Annotated in this window: 11 protein-coding genes and 3 pseudogenes; 8 read left to right on the top strand and 6 right to left on the bottom strand. The window is 71.4% G+C overall.

The annotated features are described in order from the left end of the window. The first annotated feature begins 128 nt into the window (after positions 1-128). From WJ438_RS09250 to WJ438_RS09260, 3 genes are all read left to right on the top strand, one after another. Positions 129-1385, top strand: a complete 1257-nt coding sequence (locus tag WJ438_RS09250) for an FAD-binding protein (protein WP_406724787.1) — start codon at positions 129-131, stop codon at positions 1383-1385. A gap of 240 nt (positions 1386-1625) precedes the next feature. Further along, the gene (locus WJ438_RS09255) at positions 1626-3041 is read left to right on the top strand and encodes a hypothetical protein (protein ID WP_406724788.1); all 1416 of its coding nucleotides are present in this window, start codon (positions 1626-1628) and stop codon (positions 3039-3041) included. A 30-nt stretch (positions 3042-3071) separates the two neighbouring features. Continuing rightward, the gene (locus WJ438_RS09260) at positions 3072-3821 is read left to right on the top strand and encodes a hypothetical protein (RefSeq protein ID WP_406724789.1); all 750 of its coding nucleotides are present in this window, start codon (positions 3072-3074) and stop codon (positions 3819-3821) included. Here the strand turns inward: WJ438_RS09260 and WJ438_RS09265 are convergent. Then, positions 3808-4227 carry an NUDIX hydrolase gene (locus WJ438_RS09265; protein ID WP_406724790.1) on the bottom strand — a complete coding sequence of 140 codons (420 nt, stop codon included), beginning with the start codon at positions 4225-4227 and terminating at the stop codon, positions 3808-3810. The genes WJ438_RS09260 and WJ438_RS09265 overlap by 14 nt on opposite strands. A gap of 77 nt (positions 4228-4304) precedes the next feature. Continuing rightward, positions 4305-5102 (bottom strand): isocitrate lyase/phosphoenolpyruvate mutase family protein, encoded by a 798-nt coding sequence (locus WJ438_RS09270; protein ID WP_406724791.1) that lies wholly within the window; start codon positions 5100-5102, stop codon positions 4305-4307. A gap of 86 nt (positions 5103-5188) precedes the next feature. Here WJ438_RS09270 and WJ438_RS09275 point away from each other — a divergent pair. After that, a pseudogene (locus WJ438_RS09275) lies at positions 5189-6192 on the top strand (IS5 family transposase). Positions 6193-6313: 121 nt separating this feature from the next. Here the strand turns inward: WJ438_RS09275 and WJ438_RS09280 are convergent. Both WJ438_RS09280 and WJ438_RS09285 read right to left on the bottom strand, forming a co-directional pair. Beyond that, positions 6314-6549, bottom strand: a pseudogene (locus tag WJ438_RS09280) (carbohydrate esterase); the annotation flags it as partial. A 179-nt stretch (positions 6550-6728) separates the two neighbouring features. Then, positions 6729-7562, bottom strand: a complete 834-nt coding sequence (locus WJ438_RS09285) for a class II glutamine amidotransferase (protein ID WP_406724792.1) — start codon at positions 7560-7562, stop codon at positions 6729-6731. 115 nt (positions 7563-7677) lie between these two features. Here WJ438_RS09285 and mmuM point away from each other — a divergent pair, with 115 nt between their 5' ends. After that, positions 7678-8607 carry a homocysteine S-methyltransferase gene (gene mmuM, locus WJ438_RS09290; protein WP_406724793.1) on the top strand — a complete coding sequence of 310 codons (930 nt, stop codon included), beginning with the start codon at positions 7678-7680 and terminating at the stop codon, positions 8605-8607. Here the strand turns inward: mmuM and WJ438_RS09295 are convergent. Continuing rightward, a pseudogene (locus WJ438_RS09295) lies at positions 8594-9013 on the bottom strand (ATP-binding protein); the annotation flags it as partial. The gene mmuM and the pseudogene WJ438_RS09295 sit on opposite strands and share 14 nt — an antisense overlap. 445 nt (positions 9014-9458) lie before the next feature. Here WJ438_RS09295 and WJ438_RS09300 point away from each other — a divergent pair. After that, on the top strand, positions 9459-10214 hold the full coding sequence (locus WJ438_RS09300) for a hypothetical protein (RefSeq protein WP_406724794.1): 756 nt from the start codon (positions 9459-9461) through the stop codon (positions 10212-10214). A gap of 494 nt (positions 10215-10708) precedes the next feature. Beyond that, positions 10709-11410: a hypothetical protein gene (locus tag WJ438_RS09305; protein ID WP_406729637.1), complete on the top strand. Its 702-nt coding sequence runs from the start codon at positions 10709-10711 to the stop codon at positions 11408-11410. Between the two features lie 11 nt (positions 11411-11421). Here WJ438_RS09305 and WJ438_RS09310 read toward each other — a convergent pair whose 3' ends face one another. Next, positions 11422-11844: a leucine-rich repeat domain-containing protein gene (locus WJ438_RS09310; RefSeq protein WP_406724795.1), complete on the bottom strand. Its 423-nt coding sequence runs from the start codon at positions 11842-11844 to the stop codon at positions 11422-11424. A 194-nt stretch (positions 11845-12038) separates the two neighbouring features. On the opposite strand from WJ438_RS09310, the gene WJ438_RS09315 reads away from it, so the two are divergent. After that, positions 12039-12731: a maleylpyruvate isomerase family mycothiol-dependent enzyme gene (locus tag WJ438_RS09315; RefSeq protein WP_406724796.1), complete on the top strand. Its 693-nt coding sequence runs from the start codon at positions 12039-12041 to the stop codon at positions 12729-12731. The last annotated feature ends 9 nt before the right edge of the window (positions 12732-12740 follow it).

A 12740-nucleotide genomic window follows, 5' to 3' on the forward strand; every position in this document is an offset into this window, starting at 1 on the left:
ATGCCCCCGGCCCCCTCGGGTGTGCCACCGGGTCCGGCGAACGGACCGGCGGCCCCTGGCATCGGCGCCGGTCGGCGCGGTGATGTGCTGTCCCCGACATGCTCGACGACTCGGGGAGGGGCCGCCGCATGACCGGGACCGTGACCAACTGGGCCGGCAACATCACGTATGCCGCCGAGGAACTGCATCGCCCGCACACCCTGGACGCGCTGCGCGCGCTGGTCGCCGGGAGCTCCCGGGTGCGGGCCCTGGGCAGCGGGCATTCCTTCAACGAGATCGCCGAGGCCGGTGCGGACGGCGTCCTGCTCTCCCTCGACGCGCTGCCTCCGCAGATCGACGTGGACACGGCGGCCGGGACGGTCCGGGTCGGCGGCGGCGTGCGGTACGCCGAGCTGGCCCGGCAGGTGCACCGGCACGGGCTGGCGCTGGCGAACATGGCGTCGCTCCCGCACATCTCGGTGGCCGGCTCGGTCGCCACCGGCACGCACGGCTCCGGTACCGGCAACGGCCCGCTCGCCTCGTCCGTGCGCACGGTGGAACTGGTCACGGCGGACGGTTCGGCGGTACGGATCGACCGCGGGGACGAAGCGCGGTTCGGTGGGGCGGTCACCTCGCTCGGGGCGCTCGGTGTCGTCACCGCACTCACGCTGGACCTGACGCCCGCCTTCGACGTCGAGCAGCATCTGTTCACCGAGCTTCCGTCGGCCGGGCTGGACGTGGCCACCTTCGCAACGGTGATGTCGGCTGCCTACAGCGTGAGCCTGTTCACCGACTGGGCGGCGCCGGGCTTCCGGCAGGTGTGGGTGAAGCGGCGTACGGACCAGCCGCTGCCGGACTTCCCGTGGGCGACGCCCGCGACCGAGAAACTGCATCCCGTGCCCGGCATGCCGGCGGTGAACTGCACGGAGCAGTTCGGGGTACCGGGGCCCTGGCACGAGCGGCTGCCGCACTTCCGCGCGGAATTCGTCCCGAGCAGCGGGTCGGAGCTGCAGTCGGAGTATCTGCTGCCGCGACGGTTCGCCCTCGACATGCTGCACGCGATCGACGGGATCCGGGAGACCGTCTCCCCCGTACTGCAGACCTGCGAGGTACGGACGGTGGCCGCCGACAGCCAGTGGCTCAGCCCCTGCTACGGCCGGGACACCGTGGCCGCCCACTTCACCTGGGTGGAGGACACGCCGGCCGTGCTGCCCGTGGTGCGGCGGCTGGAAGAGGCGCTGGCGCCCTTCGAGGCGCGACCGCACTGGGGGAAGGTGTTCACCACGCCGGCGGCCGACCTGCGCGCCCACTACCCGCGGCTGGACGACTTCCGGACCCTGGCCCGGTCACTGGACCCCGAGGGGAAGTTCACCAACACGTTCGTCCGGGACGTCCTGGGCGAGTGACGTCGACGTCTCCTGGGACAAGGCGGTCGAGGCCCTGCACGTCACCCTGACGAACTGGCCCCGGGAGAGCCGGAGATGAGGTCGGAAGGGGCCGTATGTGCCGCAGACACGCATCGGGCGGCGGTGCCGGGTGTGAGACGGCGAAAACAGCGGTACGGACGTTGAGTCGGAGCCCTTTTTCTAAGATGGCATGATCGCGGACGTCATGTGCCGCCCAACGGGAGGGGGATGGAGCGCGCCTTGTCCCCACAGCAGCTCGGCCGCGGCCCATTGCGACCCGCACGTCCGGACGACCGCCTCCCCGCCGGAGGGGACGGCGGGGCCTTTCGGCCGACCCGTTTCGTGGGCTGGCTGGGCGGGTTCGGCTGCGTGGCCGCCGGTTACGCGGTGTTCCAGTTCCTGTTCGAGGTGCTGCCCGACTCCGTCGACGGGGAGGCCGCGAAGTATCTGATCGCGTCGGTGAGTGGCCTCGGCACGGCGCTCGCCGCATGGCTCGCGGCGGCACTGGTACGGGCCCGCGCCACGGCTCCGGCCCGGCAGTCGCTCCCGACTCCCACGACCACGGCCGGCCCGGTGCCCGGCCCGCTCCCGCGCCTGTTCGCGGCCACCCACGACACCCTCGTCGACGAGGTGTCCGTCGTCGACGATCCGGAGCGCGGGCGGCTCGTCGGCTGGTCGCACGCCCTGGGTGAGAGCACCCCGTCCCGACCCACCTCGGTCGGTACGGCGTACGGGCTGCAGATCATGCTCGAGCTGGGCATGCCCGACGGACGCCTCGCGCCGGGCGAACTGGCCGACACGCTGTGGCGGTTGCGGCTGCCCGACGGCGGCTGGTCGGCGCGGTCGCAGGGCGCGCGGGCCCGGCCCGAGGTGACCGCGCTGGTGCTGGGCGCGCTGGCTCGCGCGGGCGCGGCCCGGGGAGGACGGCTGGCGCGGGAGGTGGACCTCTGCACGGCGGCCTTCACCCGCGAGGCCGACCGGGCCGGACGCGAGTCGACGCATGTGATGACGACGGTGTTGCGCGGGCTGCTGCGTGCCGCGCCCGACTGCGACGCCCTGCCGGTACTGCGGGAGGCACTCGTCGACGGATCGATCAGCGATCCGGGCCGGGACCATCTGCGCTGCTGGGGCTACCGGCTCGACCCGCCGTACGGGCCGCCGTCCCCGGTGCACACCGCGCAGGCGGTGCTCGCCCTCGACCGTGCGGCCCGCGTCCTGGGTGAGAGCGCGGCGGTGCGGGCCGCCCGCGAGGACGGCGTGCGCTGGCTGCTGTCCTGCCCCGACGCACCGCACCACGCCTGCCTGGACCTGGAGAACCGGCGCGAGGAGGTACGGCGTCCGCGCCCCGACGACCCCGCGCGCCACGAAGTGCTGCACGTACGGCACTTCACCGCGTCCTGGATCGTGCGCGCCCTGCTGTCCCCGGGCGCGCTGGAGGTGGCCCGGCAGGACGGCCTGGAGGACACCTGGCGGGAGCTGCTGGACGGCGCGGCGGCCTCGGTGCTGGCCGGGCAGCAGGACGGCATCTGGTCCTGGGAGCGGGGCGACAGCACGGAGCTGCGGCGCCCGATGTGGATGACGTATCAGGGTGTAACGGCGCTGCGCGCACACGCGGTGTGGACCTATCGGCCCGACGAGGCGGCTCCCGCGCGTTGAGCGGGAGCCGGAGGACGGAGGACGGAGTGCATGGGCGGTCAGCGGGTTCTGGCGGCGCGGCGACTGCTGGCGAAGACCCTGGACGACACGTTGCCCGAGCGGGAGCAGGTGGCCGCGGCGTACGCGGTGGTCGCCGAACTCGGTGAACTGGAGCGGCTGTGGGAGCTGGTCGCCGAACTCGCCTCCGGCGCGGGCGATCCGGAGGCCTGCGCGCGGCTGTCGTACCGGCACGTCCTCGGTTTCGACAAGCTGCTGCTGGTCGACTCCGGCCCGCTGCACATGCTGCGCGCACACGTTTGGCACGCGGGCGCGGGCGGCACCGGCCGGGAGGACATCCACAACCACCGCTCGGCGCTGGCCTCCCATGTCGTCCGGGGGCGGCTGTGCACGGAGTTGTACGAGGAGATGCCCGAGACGGGGCACGAGGCACGGGGCGACGCCGGCATCGGGACGACCCGGTTCGAGGAGTCGCTGGCCGAGGGATCGGCCGACTGGCTGCTGGCACCGGCGGGGCAGGCACGGCTGCGCCTGACGCATCTGGGCCGGTACGCGGCGGGGAGCACGTACGCCCTGCCGGCGCACACGCTGCACCGCGCCTGGTGCGACACGGACGCGCCGACGGTGACGCTGTTCCTGGAGACGGGCGGGCGACGGCGGCGGCACACCGACGTGTTCACGGCGGCGGGCCCGCATCCGGCGGCGATGCCGAAGGTACCGCTGAACGTGCCGGCCTACCTGGACGCGCTGGGCGCGCTGGCGGAGCTGCTCAGGAGTCCGTGAGGGCCTGCCGTACGACGTCCAGGTTGTAGGCGTCGATGTCGACACCGGTCAGCTCGGACGGATGGAGCCAGGCGTGCTCCTGATCCGGACTGGGCAGTGTGACCTCCCGGGACAGCGGACGGACCAGGAAGTTCTCCTGCCAGTTCTTGATCTCGTGCCCCGCGTACTCGCTGAGGAAGGACGACTCGCCGACCTTGCGCACGATCTCGCCGAGCAGGCCGGTCTCCTCCTTCAGCTCGCGCAGCGCGCCGTCCCGGGCGCTCTCGTCGGGATCGAGTTTGCCGCACGGGACGCCCCACACCCGGGGCAGGAACCTCTCGGTCTCGCTGCGGCGCACCAGGAGCACGCGCCCCTCGTCGTCCCTCACGACCGCTGCCGCCAGCCGTTTGTCGCCGGGGATGTCCATGTCCATGGTTCCTCGGTCTCTCGCCGGAGATGAGTCCGAAGGTTCTGATACCCGCGAAAGCTTCTACCGTACCAGGGTCACTCGAAGGAAACTGTGGCGTCGGCCGCACCGCCGGTGTCCCGGCTCAGTGCCTGGATCTCCTCGTAGGTGGGTACCGGGCCGCCGGGTGTGCGGCCCGCCCGGATGTCGGTCGCCGCCTGCACCGCCGCGCCCAGCGCCCGCCGGTACAGCAGCGAGCCGAGGCTGATCCGGCGTACGCCGAGGTCGGCGAGGTGGGGGACGGAGGGGCCGGTGGGCGAGTAGAGGATGTTGAGGGGGACGCCGCCGTCCAGGCCTCGTACCAGAGCGGCGATCTCCCGGGCCTCGGTGAGCCCGGGGACGAACACGCCGTGCGCGCCTGCCTGTCGGTAGGCATCGAGTCGGTGGATCGTGCCGTCGCCGTCGCCGAGCCAGTGGGTGTCGGTGCGGGCGTTGACGAAGAGGCCGGGGGCCGCGGCCCGGACGGCGGCGATCTTCGCGGCGTGCCGGTCGACGGGCCCGAGTCCGTCCTCCAGGTTGATGCCGACGGCGCCCGCGGCGTGCAGTTCGCGGGCGAACTCGGCCACCTCGTCCGGGTCGTCGCTGAATCCGCCCTCCGCGTCCACGGACAGGTGGAACGGCTCGGAGCCGAGGGCGCGGGCGAGCAGCAGGGTCTGTTCCCGGGTCGCCGCCGCCCCGTCGGGCAGCCCGGCCGCCGCCGCGACGGCCAGGCTGGTGGTGCCGATCGCCGGGAACCTCTGGGCGGCGAGAGCCGCAGCGGAGGCGTGGTCCCAGGCGTTGGGCAGCAGGAGGGGTTCGTCGGCGTGATGGAGATCGGCGAAGGTTCTCTGGGTCATGAGGCCACGCTAGGGCCTGTGTGATGTTGTGATCAGTCTTGCCGGTCCGGATCCGCCTGGAAGGCGGATCCGGTAGGAAGACAATCGTGACGCGCAGACAACTCACCGAAGAACAGTGGAAGTTGATCGAGCCGTTCCTGCCGATAGGCGAGTACGGCCCGTACCCCGAGCGGCTGCGGGATCAGTTCGAGGGGGTGATCTGGCGGTTCAGGACGGGCGCGCAGTGGCGGGAGATGCCGGGCGAGTTCGGCCCCTGGCCGACCGTCTACGGACGCTTCCGGCTCTGGCGGAACGCCGGTGTCTTCACCGCCCTGCTGGAGGGCCTGATCGCCGAGGCCGCCCGCCGGGGCAAAACGGACCTGTCCCTGGTCAGCGTGGACTCCACGACCGTCCGCGCCCACCACGACGCCGCCGGGATGCTCGTCGGCCAGGAGGTCATGGAGGCGCTCGAGGAGGCCGCCGCCGAGCAGGAACAGGCCCGGCAAAAGGGGGCGACAAGGCGGAACAGAACGGGCGGGACGGCGGAAACGGGCCCGAGCGGGAAGAACGCCGGCGCGTCCGCCGCCGACGCAGGCTCCGCCTGAAGGAAGCCCTGCTCGGCCGGTCCCGCGGCGGACTGACCAGCAAGATTCACCTCGCCGCCGACCAAAAGCGCCGGCCGCTGTCGTTCGTGCTGACCGCCGGGCAGGCCGCGGACAGCCCGCAGTTCATCCCCGTGCTGAACAAGGTCCGGGTCCGCGGGCCGGTCGGCCGGCCCCGCACCCGGCCCGGCGCGGTCGCCGCGGACAAGGCCTACTCGTCCCGCGCCAACCGCGCCTACCTGCGCAAACGGCACATCAGGGCGGTCATCCCGGAGAAGAAGGACCAGGCCGCCAACCGCAAGAGGAAGGGCAGCAGGGGCGGCCGTCCCGTCACGTACGACGCCGATCGTTACCGTGACCGCAACACCGTCGAGCGACTGATCAACCGGCTGAAGGACTGGCGCGGCATCGCCACACGCTTCGACAAGACGCCCGAGAGCTACCTCGCCGGCCTCGAACTCCGCGCCTCGATGATCTGGATCGGAGATCTCCTGCAAGCGGCCGATTGATCACAACATCACACAGGCCCTAGAGGCGGGACGCTTCGGTGCCGGCCGAAGCGTCCGCGCACCCCGGTGACCCGACGGCGGACCTGGGGCGCCCCGGTTCCGGTCGGAACGCCCCAGGGGCTCATCCCACCCTGACCCTGCCCTCGGGCACTAGATGCCGGGCGACGAGTTCGTCGCGGACCAGAGTCGCGTACACGGTGGCGCCGTGCACGGAGGTGTGCGTGTTGTCCCGTTTCTCGTCAGCGGACGACGGCCGGGGGGCGACGCCGAGCCCGTTGACCAGCAGGGCGGTGTCGTTGTCCAGGGTGCCGTCGAGTTGAACCAGCACCACACGACGGGCGTCACGAGGACTGGTTCGCTGCTCCGCCATTTCCCACCCCGCTAAAGCGGGCGTCCTATGGCTAGGTTCTGAGGGAGCGACAGTTCAATATCGCGAACGCCATCCGGTATGACGAACGTCGACATGGTAAGGGTGTGTCACGGACAGGTCAACGGGCCCGGTGGGACGAAACCGCCCGCCCCTCTCACCGAGGGCCCTACACCGCCTGAGGGGTGAAGCGGGCCATCTCGTCCCCTTCCGGCTGGACGACGCCGTACCTGCCCTCGGGAACCTCGTTCCACATGCCGGGCAGGTTCCCCAGGGGCTCCGACACGATGAGGCGGGTCTCGTCGGACGCCTCACGCAGGAACGCCATGTCCGGGTGGAGAGAGCGCAGCGCCTCCACGCGCGTGCTGTAGAAGAGCGAACGGGACGCCCTCCGCGTCGAGTAGCGGAATGCCCACAGCCGTCGCCCGTCGGTCACCGCCACCGTCATCTGCAGCGGGTGCTCCACCCCGTGCTCGCGCCCGACCCGCTCCACCAGGCCCACCATCCGCGCGACCGCACCGGGCGGATCCTGCTCGAGGCCGAAGGTGAGCGCCAGGTAGAACATCAACTCGGAATCCGTCGACCCCTCGACGGAGAGGAAGAGCTCCGGGTCGACGGTCAGGGCGAGATCGCGCCGGATGTGACGGAAACCCGCGATCGCGCCGTTGTGCATCCACATCCAGCGGCCGTAACGGAACGGGTGGCAGTTGGTCTCCTGCACCGCTGATCCGGTCGAGGCCCGGATATGGGCGAAGAACAGGGGCGAGCGGACGTGGCGGGCGATCTCGCGCAGATTGCGGCTGCTCCAGGCCGGGCCGATCTCCCGGACGACCGCCGGAGTGTCGGTGTGGGACCCGTACCAGCCGACGCCGAACCCGTCACCGTTGGTCGTCTCGACGCCCAGCTTGGCGTGCAGGCTCTGATCGATCAGCGAGGGCGTCGGCTTGTAAAGGATGCTGTCGAGCAGGATGGGGGTGCCTGAGTAGGCCAGCCAACGGCACATCGTCCACCGCCTCCCGAGTGCGGGTCGTCTCCCCCAGGATCCCAGCCCTCCCGCAGGGGCGCGCTGGGAGGCTGCGAGGCAGGTCGGGGGGCCGCCTCGACTACCGTCGGGCGGTATGAGCACCGCCCCCGTCCCCGCTCCCGTCCCCGCCCTCGCCGACGCCCTCGCGGGCGGCACGGTCGTCCTCGACGGCGGCATGTCCAACCAGCTCGCGGCGGCCGGCCACGACCTGAGCGACGAACTGTGGTCGGCACGGCTGCTCGCCGAGGACCCCGGGGCGGTCACGGAGGCACACCTCGCCTACTTCGAGGCGGGCGCCGACGTGGCGATCACCGCCAGTTACCAGGCCACCTTCGAGGGCTTCGCCCGGCGCGGGATCGGGCGGGAGGAGGCGGCCCGCCTGCTCGCTCTCAGCGTGGAATCCGCCCGCACGGCGGCCTGCCGGACGCAGGTGACCCGCCCGCTGTGGGTGGCGGCCTCGGTCGGCCCGTACGGCGCGATGCTCGCCGACGGGTCCGAGTACCGGGGCCGGTACGGGCTCACCGTGTCCGAGCTGGAACGCTTCCACCGCCCCCGCATGGAGGTCCTGGCCGCCGCCGGCCCCGACGTGCTCGCCCTGGAGACGATCCCGGACACCGACGAGGCGAAGGCCCTGCTCCGGGCACTGCGGGGACTCGGCGTCCCGGCCTGGCTGTCGTACTCGGCGGCCGGTGACCGCACCCGCGCAGGTCAGCCCCTGTCGGACGCCTTCGCGCTCGCCGCGCGGATGGACGAGGTGATCGCCGTCGGCGTCAACTGCTGCACCCCCGAGGACGCCGACCACGCCGTCGCCCTCGCGGCCCGCGTCACCGGCAAACCCGTCGTCGTCTACCCCAACAGCGGCGAGACCTGGGACGCCGGGGCACGGGCGTGGACCGGCCGGCCGACCTTCACCGCGGGGCGGATCACGGGCTGGCGGGAGTCCGGGGCACGGCTGATCGGCGGGTGCTGCCGGGTGGGACCGGAGACGATCTCGGCGGTCGCGGGGGCGCTGCGGGAGCCGTAGCGAACCCGCACCACACGACCTTTCCCGGCCCCCGCTCCCCCACGCCCCACTTGTTGGCCAGCCCGGCCACCAGCAACGACCCGCGCCCGCCCTCCCGCGGCTCCCCCGCTTCCGTCTGCGGTACGGCCGGTACGCCGCCCCCACTGTCGTGCGCCTCGACCCGTACACCACCGTCGCCGTACGGCAGCATCCGCAGCAGGAATCCACGACCGGGCGGCACACCGTGCACCAGCGCGTTGGCGGCGAGTTCACTGACGCACAGCAGCACCTCGTCCTCACGCTCGCACACACCCCACTCTGCGAGCACCCGACGCGCGAACGCCCGCGCGTCTGGCACGGACCGTCGCTCACGCCGAAAGAACCGCTGCCCCCCGCTGGAGCGCGAGTGCCGGGCGACCAGTGTCATCCAGTTCACCTGAACCGCGCCTACACCGACCGGATCGCCGCGGCCACACGGATGTCCGGACGAGAGTCTGACCCAGCATCTGACGAACGAAGTTGCCGAACTGGTGATCCAGAGGCTTCGATGAACCCCCGTGTCCCGTCCCTTCTTCATGCCCGCACGCCGATATCGACCGGTCCGGCGAACGAATTTCACGGCGTTGACGATCATGATGCTCGGCCTGCTCGCGCTGACCGGCTGCACCCGATGGGACGAGCCGCCGCCCCTTCCGCCCGCCGACGTTTACAAGCATGGCGCAGCAGATGAGAACTCGCAGGCCGAGCCGATCCCGCCCGACGGCGCGGCAGGAGCTCTCACTCGCCCCTTGAGGGATGCCGGTTGGTTCTGTGCGCAGGTCCGAGCCAATGCGGACGGTCGTGCCCTGGGGTGCCGGATCGCTCACCGCGACGTGGCAGACACAGTCTCTCCGCAGGTGGCGCAGTTCCTGCTCGACCGCGACGACGGACTTGTCTGGGCGTGGTTCCCGTCCACCGGGGCGGACCACGAGGACCACGAGGTTGCCGTGGCCGCGGCACCAACGCTGACCGCGATCTGGCCCGGCGCCGGTGAGCGCGTGCGGGAGGAAATCGACGACTTCGATGACAATCACCGGTGGCACGACGACGCCACGCCCCGGACGGGGTGGCGGGACACACACGCGGAGTACAGGTACGACTGGCTCAACGGACTGGCCGTCACCGCCCGGGACGCCTCCGTACGACGCTGGCCGTTCGGCTCCGAGCACTACGCGACATCGATGAGCTCCGCTGTCGATGACCTTCTCGCCGGTGGTTACGACTGCTTCTATCCACCCCAGCAGAACTGCAATCGCACCCAGTCGAACGGCTACTTTCGTGTCACCCTCCGTGGTGACCAGATCGTCTCGGCCCAGTTCGGCATCGGCAGCCTGATCGAGTCCGGGCGGCAACGACACTTGCTCAGCGAGGAGTTCCCGCACGGCCTCACCTTTCTCACCGAGGCGGTTCGCCGTCCCGTCACGGAGCGCATCGAACAGGCCCGACGAACCGGCACCAGCTTCGCCGGCATCGTGGCCGGAACGGTCGTGACCATCGACGCGCGTAGGGGTGCTGTCGACGGAGGTGATCTCGTGGCCTACCTCGACATCCAGATCGGTGCACCGCTGGCTGCAACCCTGCCCCTCTGATCACGCGACCAAGACGGGGTGCCGCCAACGCGTTGGCCGCTACCCGTTCCCAACACCACGCGGACCCAGTGGTCGGCGAGCAGGCCGCTGTACGGCTACCTGCGGCTGCTGCTTGCTCTCGGCTGTACCCCGACCGCTCTCTGGGCCCATGAGCCGCTCTACGGGCAGCAGGCGCTCCGCAGTGTCCTCTGCAGCGACCGGCCGACTGGCCGGCCCCGTCCCCAGTACTCGACGTGTCACGGGGTGATCCTGCCGTCCCGGGCTCGGGGGGTGAACGGCGGCCCCTCCCGTGGGCGGCCGGGCCGACTGCCGACGCCTGACTCGCCCCGTACGTCACCGGGTCCACGTACGGCGGCAGCCGATGACGTACGTGAGGGCCCCGGTCTCACACCCCAGGAACTGGGCGGGGCGCCTGGGGCGTCCGTCCTGTGGCTGACGGAAACTGTTCGAACGGACCGGGCCGGGACAGGGCATGATGCGCACTCGTGACGGCGATGAAGCAGTTCGTGATCCGGGCCGCCGCCCGCAACAACGCCGAGTGGTGCGCGTCGATGAGCCGATCACACGGCTTGACGGGCGAGTTCGGGTTGCAGGCTTGGGCCGTACCGGCCCGGCCGCCGCTGTACTACCCCGACGCGGTGACGCTGGTGCCGGGGGCCGATGCCGCCGCGCTGGTCGACCGGATCGACACCGCCGCTCCCGGCGCCTGCGTCAAGGACAGCTTCGCCGACCTCGACCTGGTGGGGGCCGGCTTCAAGGTGCTGTTCGACGCGCAGTGGATCCACCGCCCGGCGAGCGCGCCGACCACCTCACCGGATCTCGCCTGGGACGTGGTCAGCGACCGGGACAGGCTGCGGTCCTGGGCCCTCGCCTCGGACGACGGGGACGGCAACGCGGATCTCTTCCGGCCCGAATTGCTCGCTGACCCGGCCACGTCCGTGCTCGTCGGGCACTCCGCTGACGGCCTGGTGACCGTCGGGGCGGTGGCGAGCCGCAACGACCATGTGGTCGGAATCTCCAACGTCTTCGCGTTGGAGGGCGGCGCTGACCGGGCCTGGCCGGTGGTGCTGGACGCAGTGCATCGGCTTTTCCCGACCCTGCCCGTGGTTGGCTATGAGCGCGGCGAGGACCTGGACGCCGCCGTCCGCCACGGCTTCGAGGCGGTCGGTCCGCTGCGGGTCTGGCTGCACGGCTAGTTGATCGCCGGTCAGTTCCTGTCGGTGGGGTTCTTCGGTCGCTTGTCGGGGCGGTAGCTGAGGCCGTTCATGATGACCTGCAGTTCCGTCATCCGGCCGACGGTTTCGGGCAAGGCGGTGAGAGGGTTCTCGCCGACGTTGAGGTAGCGCAGCCGCATGAGGTTGCCCAGTGTGTCCGGGAGTTGGGACAAGTTGTTGTCGTGCAGGTAGAGGCAGTCGCTGAGTTCGACCAGGTCACCCAGAGCGTCGGGAAGCGACGTGAGCTTGTTGTGGCCGAGGTCCAAAGTGGTCAGACGGTCCAGTTGTCCGATCTTCGGTGAGAGGGCCGTGAGGCCGTTGTCTGCCAGGATCAGCACTCGAAGCTCGGTGCGCTGCCAGACTGACTCGGGCACCTCCCCGAGTTGCCGACGCCAGAGGCTGAGGGTGGGCTGCACGGTCTCATCCTTTCCGTTGACGGTCCGGATCGAGATTCTCGCGTGGAGCTTGAGGCCGTGCAGCAATGTCGGCGAAGATCAGCCGGCTGCCTCGTGCTGGGCCTGGGCTCAGGTGCCGGCGAGCCGGGTGGGAGCCGCGGGCATCGACGGGGCGGGCACAGGGTCATGGGCTGAGGGTGGGTAGGGTCAGCGCAGTGACTTCGCTTCCCTACCTCCAGCTGCTGCGCCAGGAGTCCGCTGCGTTCAGCGCTTGCCTTGGGCACGACCTCGGCGCACCCGTCCTCCACTGCGGGGAATGGACGCTGCGCGACCTTGCCGAGCACATGGGCCGGGGTAACCGCTGGGCCGCCGCCGCGATCACCGACAAGCGCGGCGACTACGAGGCACCGCCCGCACCGCAGGCGGGCGCCGAGGTGCAGGGCTGGTTCAACGCCTCGGTGGACGAGCTGCTGGCCGTGCTGGACACTGATCCGGCCCTCGAGGCGTGGGCCTTCGCCCCGCCGCACACCGTGGGTTTCTGGCAGCGGCGGCGCGCCCAGGAGACGCTGATCCACCGCTGGGACGCGCAGAACGCGCTCGGGCGTGCTCTGCCCTTCGATCCGGAGTTCGCGGCGGACGGCGTGGCGGAGGTCTTCGACACGATGGCGCCGCGTCAGGTCACGCTCGGACGGGCCGAATCGCCGCGCCGTGCGCTTCGGCTGCGGGCCACCGACACCGGCCAGTGCTGGACTTACGGTCCGGGTGAGCCCGTCGCCGAGATCTCCGGAAAGGCGGAGCGGCTGCTGCTCATGGTCTGGGGTCGGGTGTCCGCTGACGACGCGTCGATCTCATGGTCCGGGGACCGCGCGGCGGGCGCAGCGGTTCTCACCGGCCCGCTGACGCCCTGACCGCCCCGG

The organism is Streptomyces sp. GD-15H (genome assembly GCF_045291515.1).
Lineage (GTDB): Bacteria > Actinomycetota > Actinomycetes > Streptomycetales > Streptomycetaceae > Streptomyces.